This window comes from Streptomyces sp. NPDC022910, assembly GCF_055561075.1.
On the sequence record NZ_JBVHHL010000016.1, the window covers coordinates 12280 to 32635 of the forward strand.

Annotated in this window: 14 protein-coding genes; 10 read left to right on the plus strand and 4 right to left on the minus strand. The window is 67.8% G+C overall.

The genetic code is table 11. The annotated features are described in order from the left end of the window. Positions 1-62: 62 nt before the first annotated feature. Positions 63-353 (minus strand): 30S ribosomal protein S6, encoded by a 291-nt coding sequence (gene rpsF / locus ACZ3TS_RS17490; RefSeq protein ID WP_351221260.1) that lies wholly within the window; start codon positions 351-353, stop codon positions 63-65. Positions 354-616: 263 nt separating this feature from the next. Between rpsF and ACZ3TS_RS17495 the strand changes: the two genes are divergently transcribed. The 3 genes from ACZ3TS_RS17495 (at position 617) to ACZ3TS_RS17505 (ending at position 3353) form a co-directional block, all read left to right on the plus strand. Then, complete coding sequence (locus ACZ3TS_RS17495; protein ID WP_467618677.1) at positions 617-922, plus strand: hypothetical protein; 306 nt, start codon at positions 617-619, stop codon at positions 920-922. Positions 923-1081: 159 nt separating this feature from the next. Continuing rightward, on the plus strand, positions 1082-2200 hold the full coding sequence (femX, locus tag ACZ3TS_RS17500) for a peptidoglycan bridge formation glycyltransferase FemX (RefSeq protein ID WP_467618680.1): 1119 nt from the start codon (positions 1082-1084) through the stop codon (positions 2198-2200). A 121-nt stretch (positions 2201-2321) separates the two neighbouring features. Then, positions 2322-3353, plus strand: coding sequence for an alanine racemase (locus tag ACZ3TS_RS17505; protein WP_467618681.1), 1032 nt, complete (start codon positions 2322-2324; stop codon positions 3351-3353). 101 nt (positions 3354-3454) lie between these two features. Here the strand turns inward: ACZ3TS_RS17505 and ACZ3TS_RS17510 are convergent, their stop codons facing one another. Further along, entirely contained in the window at positions 3455-4963 is a 1509-nt protein-coding gene (locus ACZ3TS_RS17510) for a glycosyltransferase family 87 protein (RefSeq protein ID WP_467618682.1), read from the minus strand. Between the two features lie 128 nt (positions 4964-5091). Continuing rightward, positions 5092-7752: a transglycosylase domain-containing protein gene (locus ACZ3TS_RS17515; protein WP_467618684.1), complete on the minus strand. Its 2661-nt coding sequence runs from the start codon at positions 7750-7752 to the stop codon at positions 5092-5094. Positions 7753-8126: 374 nt separating this feature from the next. On the opposite strand from ACZ3TS_RS17515, the gene ACZ3TS_RS17520 reads away from it, so the two are divergent. The 4 genes from ACZ3TS_RS17520 (at position 8127) to ACZ3TS_RS17535 (ending at position 11938) form a co-directional block, all read left to right on the plus strand. Continuing rightward, positions 8127-8807: a PadR family transcriptional regulator gene (locus ACZ3TS_RS17520; RefSeq protein ID WP_467618685.1), complete on the plus strand. Its 681-nt coding sequence runs from the start codon at positions 8127-8129 to the stop codon at positions 8805-8807. Between the two features lie 44 nt (positions 8808-8851). Further along, on the plus strand, positions 8852-9934 hold the full coding sequence (locus ACZ3TS_RS17525; RefSeq protein WP_467618687.1) for an inositol-3-phosphate synthase: 1083 nt from the start codon (positions 8852-8854) through the stop codon (positions 9932-9934). Between the two features lie 96 nt (positions 9935-10030). Beyond that, positions 10031-11293, plus strand: a complete 1263-nt coding sequence (locus tag ACZ3TS_RS17530; RefSeq protein ID WP_467618690.1) for an MFS transporter — start codon at positions 10031-10033, stop codon at positions 11291-11293. A 117-nt stretch (positions 11294-11410) separates the two neighbouring features. Next, positions 11411-11938 carry an LppU/SCO3897 family protein gene (locus tag ACZ3TS_RS17535; protein ID WP_467618692.1) on the plus strand — a complete coding sequence of 176 codons (528 nt, stop codon included), beginning with the start codon at positions 11411-11413 and terminating at the stop codon, positions 11936-11938. A gap of 106 nt (positions 11939-12044) precedes the next feature. Here ACZ3TS_RS17535 and ACZ3TS_RS17540 read toward each other — a convergent pair whose 3' ends face one another. Then, positions 12045-13487: a CCA tRNA nucleotidyltransferase gene (locus tag ACZ3TS_RS17540; protein WP_467618694.1), complete on the minus strand. Its 1443-nt coding sequence runs from the start codon at positions 13485-13487 to the stop codon at positions 12045-12047. Between the two features lie 219 nt (positions 13488-13706). On the opposite strand from ACZ3TS_RS17540, the gene ACZ3TS_RS17545 reads away from it, so the two are divergent. The 3 genes from ACZ3TS_RS17545 to ACZ3TS_RS17555 all read left to right on the plus strand — a co-directional run bounded on the left by ACZ3TS_RS17545 (position 13707) and on the right by ACZ3TS_RS17555 (position 20344). Then, positions 13707-16142, plus strand: a complete 2436-nt coding sequence (locus ACZ3TS_RS17545) for a DUF6049 family protein (protein WP_467618696.1) — start codon at positions 13707-13709, stop codon at positions 16140-16142. 46 nt (positions 16143-16188) lie between these two features. Beyond that, positions 16189-18504 carry a murein biosynthesis integral membrane protein MurJ gene (gene murJ / locus ACZ3TS_RS17550; RefSeq protein WP_467618697.1) on the plus strand — a complete coding sequence of 772 codons (2316 nt, stop codon included), beginning with the start codon at positions 16189-16191 and terminating at the stop codon, positions 18502-18504. Positions 18505-18622: 118 nt separating this feature from the next. Then, a complete protein-coding gene (locus ACZ3TS_RS17555; protein WP_467618699.1) occupies positions 18623-20344 on the plus strand; it encodes a protein kinase family protein in 1722 nt (573 codons plus the stop codon). The last annotated feature ends 12 nt before the right edge of the window (positions 20345-20356 follow it).

Here is a 20356-nt window from a genome sequence, read left to right on the forward strand (position 1 = left end):
GCGGGTTTGCTGCTGGCTGCTTGTGCTGCTACTCGAATCCCGAGATCAGCTGAGCGGACGGCTCAGTGGGTCTCGGGGCGGAGGACCTTGGTCCGGAGGACCGACTCGTTCAGGTTCATCTGGCGGTCGAGCTCCTTGACGACCACAGGCTCGGCCTGCAGGTCGATGACCGAGTAGATGCCCTCGGGCTTCTTCTTGATCTCGTACGCGAGACGACGACGACCCCAGGTGTCGACCTTCTCGACCTTTCCGCCACCGTCACGGACGACGGACAGGAAGTTCTCGATCAGCGGGGAGACAGCACGCTCCTCGAGATCGGGGTCGAGGATGACCATCACCTCGTAGTGACGCATGTGGAACCCACCTCCTTCGGACTCAGCGGCCACGGTCGTTCCGTGGCAGGAGGGTTGTGATGCGTACGCAACGGTATCGGCCGCCACTGACAATCGGGGTCAGTCGGCGGTTGACCCGGCTCAGCCTGGGCAGACACCGGTGCAGACGGTACAGAGTACCCGCACACGAGCTTCCGGTTGAAATCCGGCCGCGGAGGCCGTCAATCTGTACACATCGGGTGTGTATGGCGCTACGATGCGCCGCCTTCCGCAGGAGGTGCCCCATGGCACAGGTATTGCGACCCAACACCACCGGTTCTCTCTTCGCCACGGACGGCAAGGCCCACCCCGTCCAGGACACCCTTCTCGTGGTGACCCTGGCGCTCGGGATCACGGCCTTCGTCACGGCGATGTTCCACAGCCTGCATCTGATCAGCTCCTGGACCGGCCTGGTGGGGATCTTCACCGGCGCGTACGGGCAGTACATCTCCATCACGACCCGTGAGCGCTTCGGCCTGATCCTGGGACTCGGCGCCTCAGCCATCGGCTTCTTCCTCGGCATGGCACACGGCGGTCTCTTCGGCGGCTGACCGTGGGGTCGCCGGCCGGCCCACGGGGCCGTCGGACGACCCGACGGGCACACAGGTTCCGTACGGCCATTCGGGGCGCTCGCGGGGCGCAGTAGGCTTCGGCGCGAGAGCCGGAGCCCCTGTACCCATGGGGACACACCAGCCCGAGGAGCGCCCCGAATGAGCCTGACCCTGAGGACGATCAGCCGCGAGCAGCATCTGGCGTACATCCAGAGCCTGCCGTCGGCGAGCCACATGCAGGTCCCGGCGTGGGCAGACGTCAAGGCGGAGTGGCGTTCGGAGAGCCTCGGCTGGTTCGACAAGAGCGGCGAACTCGTGGGCGTGGGACTGGTGCTGTACCGCCAGCTGCCGAAGCTCAAGCGGTATCTCGCGTACCTGCCCGAGGGCCCGGTCATCAACTGGTTCGCGCCGAATCTCGACGACTGGATCCAGCCGATGCTCGCGCACCTCAAGCAGCAGGGTGCCTTCTCGGTGAAGATGGGCCCGCCGGTGATCATCCGGCGCTGGGATGCCAACTCCATCAAGCAGGGCATCCAGAACCCGGACGTGAAGCGCCTGCGTGACATCGAGGCGGACTTCATCGAGCCGCGCGCCTTCGAGGTGGCCGACAAGCTGCGCCGCATGGGCTGGCAGCAGGGCGAGGACGGCGGCGCCGGCTTCGGCGACGTGCAGCCCCGTTATGTCTTCCAGGTGCCGCTCGCCAACCGTTCCCTGGAAGAGGTCCACAAGAACTTCAACCAGCTGTGGCGTCGCAACATCAAGAAGGCGGAGAAGGCCGGCGTCGAGGTGGTCCAGGGCGGCTACCACGACCTCGAGGAATGGCAGCGGCTTTACGAGATCACAGCAGTGCGCGACCACTTCCGGCCCCGCCCGCTCTCGTACTTCCAGCGCATGTGGACGGCCCTCAACACCGAGGACCCCAACCGCATGCGGCTCTACTTCGCACGTCACAACGGCGTGAACCTGTCGGCCGCGACGATGCTGATCGTCGGCGGGCACGTCTGGTACTCCTACGGCGCCTCCGACAACGTCGGGCGTGAGGTCCGGCCCTCGAACGCGATGCAGTGGCGGATGCTCCGCGACGCCTACGCGCTCGGCGCCACCGTCTACGACCTGCGCGGCATCTCCGACTCGCTGGACGAGACCGACCACCTCTTCGGCCTGATCCAGTTCAAGGTGGGCACGGGCGGGCAGGCAGCCGAGTACCTCGGCGAATGGGACTTCCCGCTCAACAAGCTGCTGCACAAGGCGCTCGACATCTACATGTCGCGCCGCTGACGCCGGAGCCCCGGGCCGCCCGAGTGGCCCCGCATCGCCCCCGTCGGCCCGGCGGATCCGTCACAATTTCCTCTCAGACCTCTGATACACCGCAGCCACAAGAAAGGTTCCGGGACCGGCCATGGCGCTCACGCTCTACGTCGACACCGCGCGCTGGCGGGCACACCACAAGCACGTGCAGGAGCAGTTCCCGGGGCTCGTCCCCGTCTGCAAGGGCAACGGCTATGGCTTCGGCCACGAGCGGCTGGCGGAGGAGGCCACGCGCCTGGGCGCGGACGTCCTCGCCGTCGGCACGACGTACGAGGCGGCCCGGATCAGGGACTGGTTCGGCGGCGACCTGCTGGTGCTGACGCCGTTCCGGCGCGGCGAGGAGCCCGTGCCCCTGCCCGACCGCGTCATCCGCTCGGTGTCGTCCGTGGACGGCGTGTACGGACTGGTGGGCGCCCGTGTGGTCATCGAGGTGATGTCCTCGATGAAGCGGCACGGTGTGAGCGAGCAGGAACTGTCCCATCTGCACTCCGCCATCGAGAACGTCCGCCTCGAGGGCTTCGCCATCCACCTCCCGCTGGACCGCACCGACGGCTCCGACGCGGTCGAGGAGGTCATCGGCTGGATGGACCGGCTGCGCGCGGCCCGGCTGCCGCTGCACACGATGTTCGTCAGCCACCTCAAGGCCGAGGAACTGATCCGGCTGCAGCAGCAGTTCCCGCAGACGCGCTTCCGCGCCCGCATCGGCACCCGGCTGTGGCTGGGGGACCACGAGGCCACCGAGTACCGCGGGGCCGTCCTTGACGTCACGCGCGTCTCCAAGGGCGAGCGCTTCGGCTACCGGCAGCAGAAGGCGGCCTCGGACGGGTTCCTGGTCGTCGTGGCGGGCGGAACGTCGCACGGGGTGGGTCTGGAGGCCCCCAAGGCCCTGCACGGCGTCATGCCACGCGCCAAGGGCGTCGCCCGGGCCGGCCTCGCGACGGTGAACCGGAACCTCTCGCCGTTCGTCTGGGCGGGCAAGCAGCGCTGGTTCGCCGAGCCCCCGCACATGCAGGTCTCGATCCTGTTCATCCCGTCGGACGCCACGGAGCCGAAGGTCGGCGACGAACTGCTGGCCCATCTGCGGCACACCACCACGCAGTTCGACCGGATCGTCGACCGCTGAGCGCCGGCCGCAACCGGCGGCGGAGCGCGCAGCAGACAACACAAAGGCCGTACATGAAGCCGTGTACGGCCTTTGTCATGGCGCCTTCGCGCTCCGTTCGCTCAGAGCGAACTATCGCCGGTGGACTCCGCACCCCGGCTGCCCCACTCCACGTGCGGCCCCTCGAAGTGCGCCGCGTGCCTCGGCGGATGGGCGGCTGCCCCTAGCACGAAGACGTCCGGCGCGCCGTCCAGCACACCGCCCGACGGGTCGTCGTCTCCCGCCCGGCGCACCGTGTCGCGTTCCGGCATGAAGATGTCGCGTACGACGACGGCGCACAGGTAGAGCGTGCCCAACAGGTGGACGGCGATGACGACTTGGTACCCGTCCGTCGGCAGGCCCTTGTGGGCGTCGCCACTGGTCGTGTACGCGAGGTACATCCAGATCCCGAGGAAGTACGCGACCTCGCAGGTCTGCCAGATCAGAAAGTCCCGCCACCGCGGCCGGGCCAGCGCGGCGAGCGGGACCAGCCACAGCACGTACTGCGGCGAGTAGACCTTGTTGGTGAGGATGAACGCCGCGACGATCAGAAAGGCGAGCTGTGCGAAGCGCGGGCGGCGCGGGGCCGTCAGCGTCATCGCGGTGATGCCCGCACAGGCGAACAGCATCATGATCATCGCGCAGGTGTTGGCGGTGCCCTTGGTGATCTCTACGTCGAACCAGCGCGAGATGAACAGGAAGACCGAGCCGAAGTCGACTCCGCGCTCCCGGCTGAAGCTGTAGAACTTCGACCAGCCCTCGGGTGCGAGGAACATCACCGGCAGGTTGACCACGAGCCACGCACCCACGGCGCCCAGCAGGGCGGTCGAGAACTCCCGCCACTTGCCCGCCCGCCAGCACAGCACGAGGAGCGGTCCGAGCACCAGGAACGGATAGAACTTGGCGGCCGTGGCGAGCCCGACCAGGACGCCGAAGGCGAGGGCCCGGCCGCGCGACCACATCAGCATCGCGGCGGCCAGCAGGGCCACGGCGAGCAGGTCCCAGTTGATGGTGGCCGTCAGCGCGAAGGCGGGCGCCAGGGCCACCAGGAGCCCGTCCCAGGGGCGCCGCCGGTGGGTACGCGCAGTGCACACGGCGATGACCACGGCGCACACCATGAGCATCCCGGCATTGACCATCCAGTACGTCTGCTCCCGGGACTGGAGGGCACCGCTGCCAGGGGTCAGCCACGAAGCGACTTCCATGAACACACCGGTGAGCACCGGGTACTCGAGGTAGCTCATGTCGCCGGGAAGCTTGTCGAAGTAAGGCACGAGCCCGTCGGCGAAACCGCGCCCCTGGTAGAGGTGCGGGATGTCCGAGTAGCACGCGTGCGTGTACTGCGAGCTGGCGCCGAAGAACCAGCCGCTGTCGTAGCAGGGCAGCTTCTGGACCATGCCGAGGGCGAACATGCCGATCGCGACGAGGGCCACGACTCGTACGGGAGTCCACCAGGACGTCCCGAGCAGTGCGCGTCGTCCGATGGGACCGCCGATCAGCTCGCTGCCGGCCGCGGCGACCTCGTCCTCCCTGGTCGGCCGCACCATGTCCGGCTCATGGACGCTGGCTCGCGTCGTCTCTGCACTGGGCATGAGGCTCATCCTGCCGTATCCGCCTAGGAAAACGCCGAGGGCCGTCACACCCGGTCGGTGTGACGACCCTCTCCGGTCGATGTTTCACGTGAAACGGAGTGTTTCACGTGAAACACGCTCGGTGATGACTATCCCTTCGAGCCCCCGAAGAGGCCCCCATTGTTGCCATTGCCTCGGGAGGTTCCACCGGTGACGGTCTCGGTCGGCGTCGGGGACACACCACCCGTGCTACCCCCGTTGCCAGTGCCGCCACCGTTGCCGCAGTTCCAGCCGAAGTTGCCGCAGGTGTCGCTCGGCGTCGGCGTGGGCGAGATCAGCGACTCGCTTGGCGTCGGGGTCGGTGTCGGGCTCTGTGTGACGCTCGGCGTGGGCGTCGGCGTCACGCTCGGGCTCGGGGTGTCGTTGACGATCTCACCGATGGGCTCGGGCGTCTCGAACGACACTGCGGGCTGGCCCTGCAGCGCCTCTGCCATGTAGTCGTGCCAGATCTCGGCCGGGAACGAGGCGCCGTGGATCTTCTGCTGACCACCAGTTCCGTACATTTTCAGGAACTCGCGCGACTTGTTCTTTTCATTGTCGTCCATGCGGTACATGCCGATCGCGGTCGACAGCTGCGGGGTGTACCCGACGAACCAGGCGGACTTGTTGCCGTCCGTCGTACCGGTCTTGCCCGCCACGTCGCGACCGGGCAGCTTCGCGGCGGTACCCGTGCCCTTGTCGACCACGGTCTTCAGAACATCGGTCACGTTGTCCGCGACCGCCGAGGTGAAGGCCTGCTTGGTCGCCTTGGCGTGCTGGAAGGCCGTCCCATCCTTGCTGGTGACCTTCTCGACGGAGTAGGGGTCGTTCTGCTTGCCGCTGGCCGCGAAGGTGGCATACGCACCGGCCATGCGGATCGCGCTGGGGTCGGAGGTGCCGATGGAGAACGACGGGAAGTTGGAACTGGCCAGACTGCTTTCCAGGACGCCCGCATCCAAGGCGCTCTGCTTGACCTTGTCCAAGCCCACGTCCATGCCGAGCTGGACATAGGCGGAGTTGACCGAGAGCCGCATCGCCTCGCGAAGGTCGATCTTGTAGTCCGGCGGGCTTCCCTCCGACTTAAGTCCGTCGTTGGTCTGCAGCCACTCCTTGCCGTCCTTGTCGGTCCAGACCGTATGGTCGTAATTCTTGATCTTGAGCTTGTTCTTGCCGCTGTACAGGCTCTTCGGTGAGACGACGGTCCGCTCGTCCTGCGCCTGGGACTCCCCGAGGTCTGGGTTCCGCACACCCCACTTCATGGCAGCCGCCAGTACAAACGGCTTGAACGTCGATCCCACCTGGGCACCGGTCTGGTCGGCGTTGTTGGTGAAGTGCTTGGTCGCGTCCTCACCGCCGTAGATCGCCTTGATGGCACCGGAGGCCGGGTCCACGGATGCGCCGCCGAACTGGACGAAGGTGTCCGTCTTCGGGCGCTCCTTGGGCTTGATATTGGCCTTCTGGACGTTCTTCACAGCGGTCTGGAGCTGGTCGACCTTCTTCTTGTCGAAGGTCGTGTAGATCGAGAGGCCACCCTGCCGCAACTTGTCCTGGGTGATGTGGGTCTCGTCGCTGTGGGTGACCAGATAGCTGTTGGCCAGGTCGACGAGATAGCCGATCTGACCGCTGAGCCGGGTGTTCGACCGCGGGTTCTGGACCTTGGGCAGTGTCTTGTACTTGGCCCGTTGCGTGGCGTCCAGGTGGCCGTACTGGACCATCTTGTCGAGCGTGTCCTGCATCTGCACCAAGGCGCGCTGCTTGTTGGCCTCGGGAGTGGCGGACGGATCGATGGAGGTCGCGCCCGCCGGGTCGTAGTACGTGGCGCCCTTGAGCATCGCCGCCAGGAAGGCGCACTCATCCGGCTGCAGCTTGATGGCGTCCTTGTTGAAGTACGCGCGTGCGGCCGCCTGAATGCCATAGGCGTTCCGGCCGTAGTAGGCGGAGTTCAGGTAACCGGCCAGGATGTCGTCCTTCTTGACGGTGGCCCCCACCTTGATCGAGATGAAGATCTCCTTGAACTTCCGGCTGATCGTCTGCGACTGGTCGTCCAGCCTCGCGTTCTTCACGTACTGCTGGGTGATGGTGGAGCCACCCTGGGTCTGACCGCCCGTTGCCATGTTGAAGAAGGCGCGTGCGATGCCCTTCGGGTCGATGCCGCTGTCGGTGTAGAAGGTCTTGTTCTCCTGGGAGATGACCGCGTACCGCATGGCCTGGGGGATCTGCGAGAGGTTGACGATCTGGCGGTTCGTCTCGCCGCCCGTGGCCACCATCTGGCTGTTGTCGGACCAGTAGTAGACGTTGTTCTGCGACGTAGCGGTCTGCGCGATGTTCGGGACGCTCACCATGGCGTATCCGATGCCCGCGACCGCCACCAGGCTCCCTATGAAGCCGATGAACAGTCCGGTCACCAGCTTCCACGACGGCACCCAGCGCGCAGCTCCGTACTTACCCGCCCGCGGATAGTCGATCAAACGCTTCTTGGCGGGAGGGGCATTGCGCCCCCTGCCCCGGCCGGGCCCGTTCGGGCCGCCGGGACCGCGTTGCGGACCATCGGCCGCTCTGCGCCGGCCGCCTCCATTTCTCTGTGCTGCCCGCCGGGCCTCGGCACGGCCACCGTACGGGCGCTCATCACCTCCCGCTCCATAGGAGTCGGAAGGGGACCCGGTGGCGCCTCGCGGTGCCGCGCGGCGGCCGGAGGACGCCGACTGGCCGCGTCGGGCCGCGGCACGTCCGCCTCCCTGCGACTGCGGCGGTTTGCGACGGTGCTCGCTCATCGAACGATTACTCCTCGGGCAGGCGCATCCTCGCGCGCCTGGAAACGGCGGCTGGTTTCCGGTCCCCCCGAAGTACGGATGAGGCCGTTTCGGCATTCACCCGTACTGCACCAAAGACGGGGACGTCCACTGGCGTCACTCGGTTCCCGGTGATGTGCATGCCGCACAGACTACGCACCTCCAAAACCCACCTAGCCCCGAACTTCGGCCCAAAAAGTGCAACTTGCTTCCTACGAATCGGTGATGTGACCCCGTTCACCGTGCTCCCTCTTGTCGCATCCGGAGGGGCGTTCTATCGTCTTGATGTATCGAGTCGATACATCAGCTCGAGATAAAGACCGTGCAGACGAGACAGCGATCGGAAGGAGGCACGCATGAGCCGGCGTTCCGGGATCCTCGAGTTCGCCGTCCTCGGCCTGCTCCGCGAGTCCCCGATGCACGGATACGAGCTGCGTAAGCGGCTCAATACGTCACTGGGTGTATTCCGTGCGTTCAGCTACGGGACGCTCTACCCGTGCCTCAAGACGCTGGTCGCCAACGGCTGGTTGACCGAGGAATCGGGCAGCACCCCCGACGACGCCCTCGCCGCTCCACTCGCGGGGCGCCGCGCCAAGATCGTCTATCGGTTGACGGCGCAAGGTAAGGAGCACTTCGAGGAGCTGCTCTCGCAGACGGGTCCGGACGCGTACGAGGACGAGCACTTCGCCGCTCGTTTCGCCTTCTTCGGACAGACGTCCCGCGACGTGCGCATGCGCGTCCTCGAGGGCCGCCGCAGCCGGCTGGAGGAGCGCCTGGAGAAGATGCGCGCCTCCCTGGCGCGCACCCGGGAGCGCCTCGACGACTACACCCTCGAGCTCCAGCGCCACGGGATGGAGTCCGTGGAGCGCGAAGTGCGCTGGCTGAACGAGCTCATCGAGAGCGAGCGGGCCGGACGGGACCTCAGGCGTTCCGCCGCCGACGGCTCCGCTCGAAGCAGCACATCTGGAGAGACGGGCGGCCTGCCCCGGTACCGGGACACCTCCCGGCCGGATCCGTCCGACGACACCACCACGTGAGGTCCAGTCGGGACTTCACCTCGTACACACAGGGAGCAACCGGAATGGGTTCGGTTCGCGTAGCCATCGTCGGCGTGGGCAACTGCGCCGCATCGCTGGTGCAGGGAGTCGAGTACTACCAGGACGCCGACCCGGCGTCCAAGGTCCCGGGTCTGATGCACGTCCAGTTCGGCGACTACCACGTCCGCGACATCGAGTTCGTCGCCGCGTTCGACGTGGACGCCAAGAAGGTCGGCCTCGACCTGGCGGACGCCATCGGCGCCTCGGAGAACAACACCATCAAGATCTGCGACGTCCCGTCCACCGGCGTGACGGTCCAGCGCGGCCACACCCTCGACGGTCTCGGCAAGTACTACCGCGCCACCATCGAAGAGTCCGCCGAGGAGCCGGTCGACATCGTCCAGGTCCTCAAGGACAAGCAGGTCGACGTCCTCGTCTGCTACCTGCCCGTTGGCTCCGAGGCCGCGGCGAAGTTCTACGCCCAGGCCGCCATCGACGCCAAGGTCGCCTTCGTCAACGCCCTCCCGGTCTTCATCGCCGGCACCAAGGAGTGGGCGGACAAGTTCACCGAGGCGGGTGTCCCGATCGTCGGTGACGACATCAAGTCCCAGGTCGGCGCCACCATCACGCACCGCGTCATGGCGAAGCTGTTCGAGGACCGGGGTGTCATCCTGGACCGCACGATGCAGCTGAACGTCGGCGGCAACATGGACTTCAAGAACATGCTCGAGCGCGAGCGCCTGGAGTCCAAGAAGATCTCCAAGACGCAGGCCGTCACCTCCCAGATCCCCGACCGGGACCTCGGCGAGAAGAACGTCCACATCGGCCCGTCCGACTACGTGGCCTGGCTCGACGACCGCAAGTGGGCGTACGTCCGTCTCGAGGGCCGTGCCTTCGGCGACGTCCCGCTGAACCTGGAGTACAAGCTCGAGGTGTGGGACTCCCCGAACTCCGCGGGTGTCATCATCGACGCCCTGCGCGCCGCGAAGATCGCCAAGGACCGCGGCATCGGCGGCCCGATCCTGTCCGCGTCCTCCTACTTCATGAAGTCCCCGCCGGTCCAGTACTTCGACGACGAGGCCCGGGAGAACGTCGAGAAGTTCATCAGGGGCGAGGTCGAGCGCTGACGACGGCGCAACCCCGTCGGCAGACCGTTCCACCGGTCTTCGTGGGTCCCCGGGCGATGCGGCCCGGGGACCCAGGCGTATGTGAGGCTGTGCCCCATGTCCGTCGTGCGTGACCTGCGCGTCCTCCTGCGCTTCCGGGGCTTCAGATGCCTGCTCGCCGTGCGGTTGCTGTCCCAGGGGGCCGACGGCGTCTATCAGGTCGCCCTCGCCACCTACGTGGTCTTCTCCCCGGAGAAACAGACATCGGCCGCGGCGATCGCCTCCGCGATGGCCGTACTGCTCCTTCCGTACTCCCTCGTCGGCCCCTTCGCGGGCGTCCTGCTGGACCGCTGGCGGCGCCGTCAGGTCTTCCTGTACGGGAACCTGTTGCGCGCCCTGCTGGCCTGCGCGACGGCCTTGCTGATGCTGGGGCATGTCCCCGACTGGCTCTTCTACGTCTCCGCGCTGTGTGTCACCGCGGTCAACCGCTTCGTCCTCGCGGGCCTGTCCGCGGCACTGCCCCGCGTGGTCGACGACGAACGTCTGGTGATGGCCAACTCGCTCTCCCCGACGGCCGGCACGCTGGCCGCGACCGCGGGAGGCGGACTCGCCTTCCTCGTCCGCCTGGTGGCCGCGGACTCCGATGCCGCTGTGGTCCTGCTCGGCGCGACCCTGTATCTGGGCGCGGCGCTCGCGTCGCTGAGCATGGCGCCGGAACTGCTGGGCCCCGACCGGGAGTCGGTGCCGACCAGGCTGGGCACGGCCCTCGTCGATGCCACGCGTGACCTTCTCGCAGGCGTACGGCATCTGGCGGCGCCCCCGCGCCGGGAGGCGGCCTGGGCGCTCACCGCGATGACGCTGATGCGGTTCTGCTACGGCGCGCTGCTGGTCCTGTTGCTGATGCTGTGCCGGTACGCATTGTCCTCGGACGCGAAGCACGGACTCGCGCTGCTGGGGCTGGCATTGGGGGTGTCCGGCGCCGGGTTCTTCGTCGCCGCTCTCGTCACACCGTGGGCGGCGGGACGGCTCGATCCCGGTGGCTGGATCGTCGTGTGCGCCGCGGCCGCCGCGGTCCTGGAGCCCGCACTCGGCCTCCCGTTCGCCACCGCCCCGATGCTGGTCGCCGCCTTCGTCCTGGGGCTGATCACGCAGGGCGCGAAGATCTCCACGGACACGATCGTGCAGCACGCCGTTGACGACAGCTTCCGTGGCCGGGTCTTCTCCGTCTACGACGTGCTGTTCAACGTCGCCTTCGTCGGCGCTGCGGCGGTCGCCGCTCTGATGCTGCCCCCTGACGGCCGCTCGGTCGCCCTGGTGGTCATGGTCGCCGTTGTCTACGCCGCGATTGCTGCGGCTATGTACCGCTTCGAGCGCCGATAAGTATCACATCAATGCTACGGAGCCTCACTGGACTTCAGAGTTGTCAGTCCGGACCTGTAGCTTACGGGCGTCTTATTTCGCGCCACGCGCACCCACGTTCGAGGGGGGACCTCCCAAGTGACAACTCCGCCGCCCCAGGGCCCGAATCCTTACGCCCAGCAGCCCACCCCACCCCTGGGGCAGCAGCCCGGTCAGCCGGGAACTCCGCCGCAGCAGACCGACTACCCGGGCGTTCCCCCGCAGGGCGCCCCCTATGCCCCATTCCCGAACCAGGGCGCTCCCGCTCCGGTGCCGCCGCAGCAGGGCTCGGGCAAGCGCACGAGCAAGAAGGCCCTGCGTATCGTCGGAGCCATCGTCGTCGGCATCATTGTCATAGCCGTGAAGTTCGGCATCGGCTGGTTCGCGAGTGAGACGGATGCCGAAACCACTTCGGTGGGCGCATGCATGCACAACGACGGCACGGACAGCAACGCCGATCTCAAGGAAGTCGACTGCTCCTCCAGCGACGCCCAGTACAAGGTCGTCCAGAAGTTTGACGGCAGCAATGACGAGAACAAGTGCCAGGACGTCCAGGACGCGACGATCTCCTACATCCAGTCCGGCGGCGGCCATGACGTGGTGCTCTGCCTGAAGGAAACCAAGTAACACCTCGTTTTGTGCGCGACGAGGGGGCGATGTTTCACGTGAAACATCGCCCCCTCGTACGTCCCGGGGTCATGTTTCACGTGAAACATGACCCCGGTTCCTTGTCTCAGCCCTGCTCGTCCCACCACTCCTTGAGGGCCGCGACCGCAGCGTCGTGCTCCATCGGGCCGTTCTCCAGGCGGAGCTCCAGCAGGAACTTATACGCCTGGCCTACCACCGGGCCGGGGCGGACGCCAAGGATCTCCATGATCTGGTTGCCGTCCAGGTCGGGACGGATCGCGTCCAGCTCCTCCTGCTCCTGGAGTTGGGCGATGCGCTTCTCCAGGCCGTCGTACGCACGGGAGAGGGCGGCCGCCTTGCGCTTGTTCCGGGTTGTGCAGTCCGACCGGGTCAGCTTGTGGAGGCGGTCGAGGAGCGGGCCTGCGTCACGGACGTATCGGCGTACCGCGGAGTCTGTCCACTCGCCGGTGCCGTAGCCGTGGAAGCGGAGATGAAGTTCGACCAGGCGTGAGACATCCTTCACCAGATCGTTGGGGTACTTCAGCGCCGCCATCCGCTTCTTGGTCATCTTGGCTCCGACCACCTCGTGGTGGTGGAAGGAGACACGGCCGTCGCTCTCGAAGCGTCGCGTCCTCGGCTTCCCGATGTCGTGCAGCAGCGCGGCGAGCCGCAAGGCCAGGTCGGGGCCGTCCTCCTCCAGCGCCATCGCCTGTTCGAGCACGATCAGCGTGTGGTCATAGACGTCCTTGTGCCGGTGGTGCTCGTCACGCTCCAGCCGCAGCGCGGGAAGCTCCGGCAGAACGTGATCGGCGAGCCCGGTCTCGACCAGCAGCGTCAGTCCCTTCCGTGGGTGTGCAGACAGGACCAGCTTGTTCAGCTCGTCCCGCACACGTTCGGCGGACACGATCTCGAGCCGCCCGCCCATCTCCTTCATGGCCGTGACGACCTCGGGAGCGACTTCGAAGTCCAGCTGAGCCGCGAAGCGCGCGGCCCGCATCATCCGCAGGGGATCGTCCGAGAACGACTCCTCGGGAGTGCCCGGGGTACGCAGCACCCGGGCGGCGAGATCATTGAGCCCGCCGTAGGGGTCGACGAACTCCTTCTCGGGCAGCGCGACGGCCATCGCGTTGACCGTGAAGTCCCGACGGACCAGATCCTCCTCGATGGAGTCGCCGTACGACACCTCGGGTTTGCGCGAAGTCCGGTCGTAGGCCTCGGACCGGTAGGTCGTCACCTCGATCTGGTAGCCGTCCTTCTGCGCGCCCACCGTCCCGAAGGCGATACCGACCTCCCACGTGGCATCCGCCCACGGCCGCACGATCTTCAGGACGTCCTCGGGGTGAGCGTCGGTCGTGAAGTCCAGGTCGTTGCCGAGCCGGCCAAGGAGGGCATCCCGGACCGAGCCGCCGACCAGGGCAAGCGAGAACCCGGCCTCCTTGAATCGGCGGGCAAGGTCGTCGGCGACAGGGGACACTCGCAGCAGTTCACTCACCGCGCGGTGCTGCACCTGACTCAGGGCGCTGGGGTTGTCTTCGTTGGCGTTCGGCACAGCAGAAAAGGGTACGTGGCTCGGGCAGTGGTGGGCGCCTCCATTAAACGTGCACAAGCGTCCCGCAGGATGCTTCTCTGGATACCCACACATAGGGGACACTCCGACGCCGGATTCCGATCTTGGGACGCGGACCGCGGCACTTCCTCTCCGCGCGCATCGTTACCATGCGGGGACGCACATTCCGACGACCACTGACGACGAGGGACGGGCGAGCGCGTGGCCGAGGCGGCAGACTTCCAGGGGATGAGTTCCTCACCTGCCCGCCGGTGGCTCCGGCGTACTGGAGCGCTGCTCGTGGGCGCGCCCCTGCTGGCCGGCCTGATGCAGCTGCCCGCCGGCCCGTCGGCGCACGCCACCGAGAACGGCTCGCCGGTCGAGGCAGGCGGCTCGCGCACGGTCAGCGTCTCCCTCGATTCGCTCAGCCCCAGCATGCCGACCGACGGCGACACCCTGACCGTCTCCGGCACAGTCACCAACAACAGCAAGAAGACCGTCACGGCTGCCCATGTGGGCCTGCGGGTCAGCCCGACGTCCCTGACCAGCCGCGCGTCCATCGACAGCGCCGCCCGGCGCACCGGCTTCCTCCAGAGCGTCGACGGCTCCGAGGTCGGCGGCAAGTACGTAGAGGAGTTCGCCAAGCTCACCCCGGGCGTCTCGCAGAGCTTCCATATCTCCGTGCCCGTCAAGGAACTGGATCTCGGCTCCGACGGGGTCTACCAGCTCGGCGTCTCACTCTCCGGCCAGACCGCCGACCAGCCGTACGAGCAGGTGCTGGGCATTCAGCGGACCTTCCTGCCCTGGCAGCCCGACGGCGCCGCCACCAAGACGAAGACGACGTACTTGTGGCCGCTGATCTCCACCGTCCACATGACCGCGGAGACGCTGCCCAACCAGCAGCAGACGCCCGTCTTCCAGAACGACGACCTGGCCAAGGAGATCTCCCCGGGCGGCCGCCTCTCCCAGCTTCTGTCGCAGGGAAGGGACCTCGACGTCACCTGGGTGATCGATCCCGACCTGCTCGCCTCCGTGGACGCCATGACGGGCAGCTACAGCGTCAGGGGCACCGGAGACAGTGTCACAGCGGGCAAGAGTCAGGCGGTCGCCAAGCAGTGGCTCGCCGATCTCGAGAAGGCGGTCCAGAACAAGGAGGTCGTCGCCCTCCCCTTCGCGGACCCCGACCTGGCCTCCCTCGCACACAACGGCAAGAACGTCACCGGCTCCCTGAGCCACCTCAAGGACGCGACCGACGTGGCAGCGGGCACAGTGGAGACCGTCCTCCATGTGAAACCCGAGACGGACTTCGCCTGGCCCGTGGACGGCGCGATCGACCCCTCGATCGTCAAGGTCGCCACCTCCGCGGGCGCCGACAAGGTGATCGCCCGCAGCGACAGCCTCCAGGACAACCAGCTGTCCTACACGCCCACCGCCGCCCGCCCCATCGGGGGCGGGACCACGGCGGTGGTCGCGGACGAGGGCCTGTCGACGGCATTCGAGGGTGACATGATCCATGCCGCCGCCTCCACGCTCGCCGTGCAGGACTTCCTGGCCCAGAGCCTGATGATCAACCTGCAGGAGCCGGAGAAGGGGCGCAGCATCGTCGTCGCCCCGCAGCGGACGCCGTCCGCGAGTCAGGCCCAGTCGATGGCGCAGGCGGTGACGGCCCTCCAGGACAGCTCGTGGTCGCAGTCCACCGGGCTGGCGGAGGCCGCCAAGGCCAAGCCGGACCCGAATGCCACGACGAACGTGCCGTCCACGTCCCGCTATCCCTCCTCTTTGCGCAAGACAGAGCTGCCGCAGTCGGCGTTCCAGCAGATCGAGGACACCCAGGACAAGCTCGACAGCTTCCAGGTGATCCTCACCGACCCCGCACGGGTCGTCACGCCCTTCGGACGGGCCATAGATCGCGCCATGTCCACCGCCTGGCGCGGGCACGCCACCGAAGCATCCACCTTCCGCCAGGGCGTGGAGTCGTACCTCGAGCTGCTCACCGGCCAGGTCCGGCTGATCCAGAAGTCCGAGACGAAGCTCTCGGGCCGCAGCGCCACGATCCCCGTGACGGTGCAGAACAACCTCATGCAAGGGGTCGATCACCTGGTGCTGCGGCTCACCTCGCAGCAGCCGACCCGCCTGAAGGTCGGCAACGGTCCCTACTCCGAACAGCCCATCACCGTCTCGGGCGGCCACAGCCAGTCCGTGAAATTCACCACCACGGCCAACGCCAACGGCCGGGCCGCCGTCTTCGCCCAGCTCTTCACCGAGGACGGCCAGGCATATGGCCCCCGCATCAGCTTCGACGTGAACGTCACCGAGGTCACGCCCACGGTGATGCTGGTCCTCGCCGGTGGCGTCCTGCTGCTGGTCCTCGCCGGTTTCCGCATGTACACCCAGCGCAAGCGGATGGCGGCCCAGGCCGAGGAGGAAGGGGAGGGCGCTCCTGACGGCCCGGACGCCGCCTCGGAAGAGACAGGTCTGAACGAGGCCGCGGACGGCGCCGTAGACAGTGGGGACACCGAAGGCTCCGCGAAGACGCCCGAACAGGAGTCGGACGCGGAGACCGGGGCAGACGACCCGGAGCAGCCGAGTGACCCGACACCGGACACCGCACCGGAAAGCGCCGACCCGTCCGGCACGGGTGAGAGAGTGGACCGTTGAGCCATGTCGTGGCCGGTGGGCCCGGTGACAATGAGGTGGGGTAACCATGAACGCGCCGTACGACGGTGACCGCGGCCAGGGTGCCGCGGGCGGCTCGGGCTACCCCGAGGGCCCTCCGCCGCACGAGCCCGGCCAGACGCCTTCGCAGCCCCCGGCCGACATGTATCTCCAGGACGCCTACGACCAGGACCCCTACCGAGCACAGGACCTCTCTGCCCAGGACCCGGTGAGCGAGGCGCTCTACGACCGCGCGGCGCACCCCCCGCCGCCTCCGGGTACGTACCAGCCGCAGCCGCCCCTGTACGGGCAGCCGCCGGCGCAGCAGTACGCCCCGGACCCGCGCGTGTGGGCCCAGCCACCGGCGCCGGAACCCGAAGGGCCCTCCCAGTACCTTCCGTACGGCGACGATCCCCGCACGACGCAGTTCGTGGGGGTCGACGACCTGGTCACTCAGGCCGGCGACGAGCGCCACGAGCCGGACGCCTTCGCCCACCTCTTCCGGGACCAGCAGCAGGGCGGCGGCCAGCCGTACATGGAGCACCCGCCCGTCCCCGGCCCTGCTCCCGCCCCGCCTGCCGGCCACAGCCCGGCAGGACAGTATCCCTATCCGTATCCGGGACCGGCCTACGCTCCCGCGGCCCCTCAGGCCGGGGCATACGCTCCTACGCATCCACCGGCCGCCCAGGCAGCACCGGCTCCCGCGCCGGCACCCGCACCCGCTGCGAAGAAGGGCGGGCGCGCCTCCGGCTTGCTGAAGTCCAGCGCCGTGATGGCGGCGGGCACGATGGTCTCCCGACTCACCGGTTTCATCCGCTCCGCGCTCATCGTGTCCGCACTGGGCCTCGCCCTGCTCGGCGACTCCTTCCAGGTCGCGTACCAGCTCCCGACGATGATCTACATCCTCACCGTCGGCGGCGGGCTCAACTCCGTCTTCGTGCCGCAACTCGTCCGCGCGATGAAGGAGGACGAAGACGGGGGCGAGGCGTACGCCAACCGCCTGCTGACGCTGGTCATGGTGGCGCTGGGCGTGCTCACGGGACTGGCGATGTTCGCCGCGCCCCTCCTGGTCCGCGTCCTGTCCGTCCCCGTGGCCAACGACCCGGCCGCCAATGCGGTCGCCGTCACCTTCACCCGCTACTTCCTGCCCTCGATCTTCTTCATGGGCATCCATGTGGTGATGGGGCAGATCCTCAATGCGCGCGGCAAGTTCGGCGCGATGATGTGGACCCCGGTCCTCAACAACGTCGTCATCATCGTGACGCTCGGGGCGTTCATCTGGGTCTATGGCACTGCCGCGGACTCCGGGATGACGGTCGAGAACATCCCGGCGGAGGGCGAGCGTCTCCTGGGTGTCGGTGTCCTGCTGGGGCTGGTCGTCCAGGCCCTGGCCATGATCCCGTACCTCCGGGAGACCGGCTTCCGGCTCCGGCTGCGCTTCGACTGGAAGGGCCACGGCCTCGGCAAGGCCGCGGTGCTCGCGAAGTGGACGGTCCTGTTCGTCCTCGCCAACCAGGCGGGCGCCATGGTCGTCACCCAGCTCTCCACCGCCGCGGGCAAGGACTCCCCGGTCAAGGGCACCGGCTTCGCGGCCTACGCCAACGCCCAGCTGATCTGGGGTCTCCCGCAGGCGATCATCACGGTGTCCCTGATGGCCGCCCTGCTGCCGCGGATCTCGCGCTCGGCCGCCGAGGGCGACGGCGGGGCCGTCCGGGACGACATTTCCCAGGGGCTGCGCACCACGGCCGTCGCGATCGTGCCGATCGCCTTCGGGTTCATCTCGCTCGGCATCCCGATGTGCACCCTGATCTTCGGCTCTTCCGGCACCGGCGCCGCGACCAACATGGGCTACATGCTGATGGCCTTCGGCCTCGGCCTGATCCCGTACTCCGTGCAGTACGTCGTCCTCCGCGCCTTCTACGCCTACGAGGACACCCGCACTCCCTTCTACAACACGGTCATCGTGGCCGCCGTGAACGCGGGCGCCTCGGGAGCCTGCTACCTCCTGCTCCCGGCTCGCTGGGCCGTGATCGGGATGGCGGCCTCGTACGGCCTGGCGTACGCGATCGGTGTCGGCGTCGCCTGGGCCCGGCTGCGCAAGCGGCTGGGCGGCGACCTGGACGGCGCACGGGTACTGCGCACGTACGCACGGCTGGGGATCGCGTCGGTCCCTGCCGCGCTGCTGAGCGGCGTGGCCTGCTACGAAATCGGCCACACGCTGGGCCAGGGCGTCGGCGGATCCTTCGCCGCCCTGGTCGGCGGTGGCGCACTGCTTCTCGGTGTCTTCTACGTCGCGGCACGGAAGATGCGCATCGAGGAACTCAACTCAATGGTCGGCATGGTCCGCGGGCGCCTGGGGCGCTGAGGCGGGGGTAGGCGCACAACCATCGTCCGCCGTCGTGTGTCGTGCATAGCGGCGGACTGTGGGCACAATTGGTTTCTGCGTCGGACAGCGCGCAACGGATGGGGAGGCGGGAACGACGGTGGCGGAACGGAGCACGGCTGCCGTCGACGTGGCAGACAACAGCGGTGACGAGCCGCTGACCGCCAAGGCGGACCAGTCCACGTCCGACGGGGTGGCCCAGGACCGGGAGCGGGACACGGACGGCGACGAGGTACAGGGGAGTGGCGGGACCGAGCGTCCCGGAAAGGCCTCATCACCCGAGTTGCACAGCGGCCACAAGCTCGCCAGACGCTACCGACTCGAGGAGTGCGTCACCCGTCTGGACGGATTCAGCAGCTGGCGTGCGGTGGACGAGAAACTCCGCCGCGCCGTCGGCGTTCACATCCTGCCGGCGGACCACACACGGGCCCGTTCCGTGCTGGCCGCGGCCCGCTCCTCCGCGCTGCTCGGCGACCCCCGCTTCGTGCAGGTCCTGGACGCCGTCGAGGAAAACGATCTCGTCTATGTCGTGCACGAGTGGCTGCCCGACGCCACCGAGCTGACCACCCTGCTCGCCTCCGGACCACTGGAGGCGCACGACGCCTACCAGATGGTCACCCAGGTGTCCCAGGCGATGGCCGCCGCCCACCGGGAGGGCCTCTCCCATCTGCGTCTGAACCCGGGCACCGTCCTGCGCACCTCCTCCGGCCAGTGGCGCATCCGCGGCCTCGCTGTGAACGCCGCGCTGCGCGGCATCGGCTCCGACACCCCGCAGCGCACCGACACGGAGGCCATCGGCGCGCTCCTGTATGCCGCCCTCACCCAGCGCTGGCCGTACGAGGACGACGCCTATGGCCTGTCCGGCCTGCCCAAGGGTGTCGGTCTGATCGCGCCCGACCAGGTGCGCGCCGGCGTCCACCGCGGTCTGTCCGAGCTCGCCATGCGCGCACTGGCCAACGACGGCGCCACCGCCTCGCGTCACGAGTCCCCGTGCACCACGCCCGAGGAACTGGTGAAGGCGATCGGTGAGATGCCCCGCATCCGGCCGCCGGAGCCGGCATTCACCGCCCCGCCCGAGTACCAGCGCACGACGTACCAGCAGGGCACCTACGGCCGACCCCCGGCCCGCCCGGGCGTCCCCCAGCCCGTGCAGGCCCCACCGCCCCCACTGCAGAGCCGCACCGGCAAGGCGCTCAAGTGGACCGTGTCCGCCTTGCTGATCGCCGCGCTGGGGCTCGGGAGCTGGCAGCTGGCGGAAACGCTCATGGATCAGGGCGACAAGTCCAACGACACGCACCAGACGCAGACGACGGACGGGAACGACAAGAACGGCGGCAAGCCCAAGCCTGCCGCGCAGGTCAAGATCCAGGACGCCAAGGAGTTCGTCGCGAAGGGTGATGCCCAGCACCCCAACGACGTCGCCAAGACGTACGACGGCAACAGTTCGACGTACTGGAAAACCAACACCTTCATAGAAGGTCCGGCCCTCGCGCCCTACAAGCCGGGCGTGGGCATCGTCTACGACCTCGGCTCGGTGAAGGACCTCGCCACGGCGTCCATCGGGCTCCGATACTCCGGCGATCACACGACGGTCAAGCTGTACGCGGCCGATTCGATGACGCCGTCGTCATTGAGCTCGATGCGGCAGATCGGCAACGTCACAACGAGTGGCACCACAGCCTCGATGAAGATCACCAAGACGGTGAAAACGCAGTACGTGCTCGTATGGCTCACCGCGGTTCCGTACTCGGGCGCCGACGCCAGCGCCTACACCGGCGCCGGCTACAAGCAGGCCATCACCGACGTGAAGTTCACGGGCTGAGCACACGCTGAG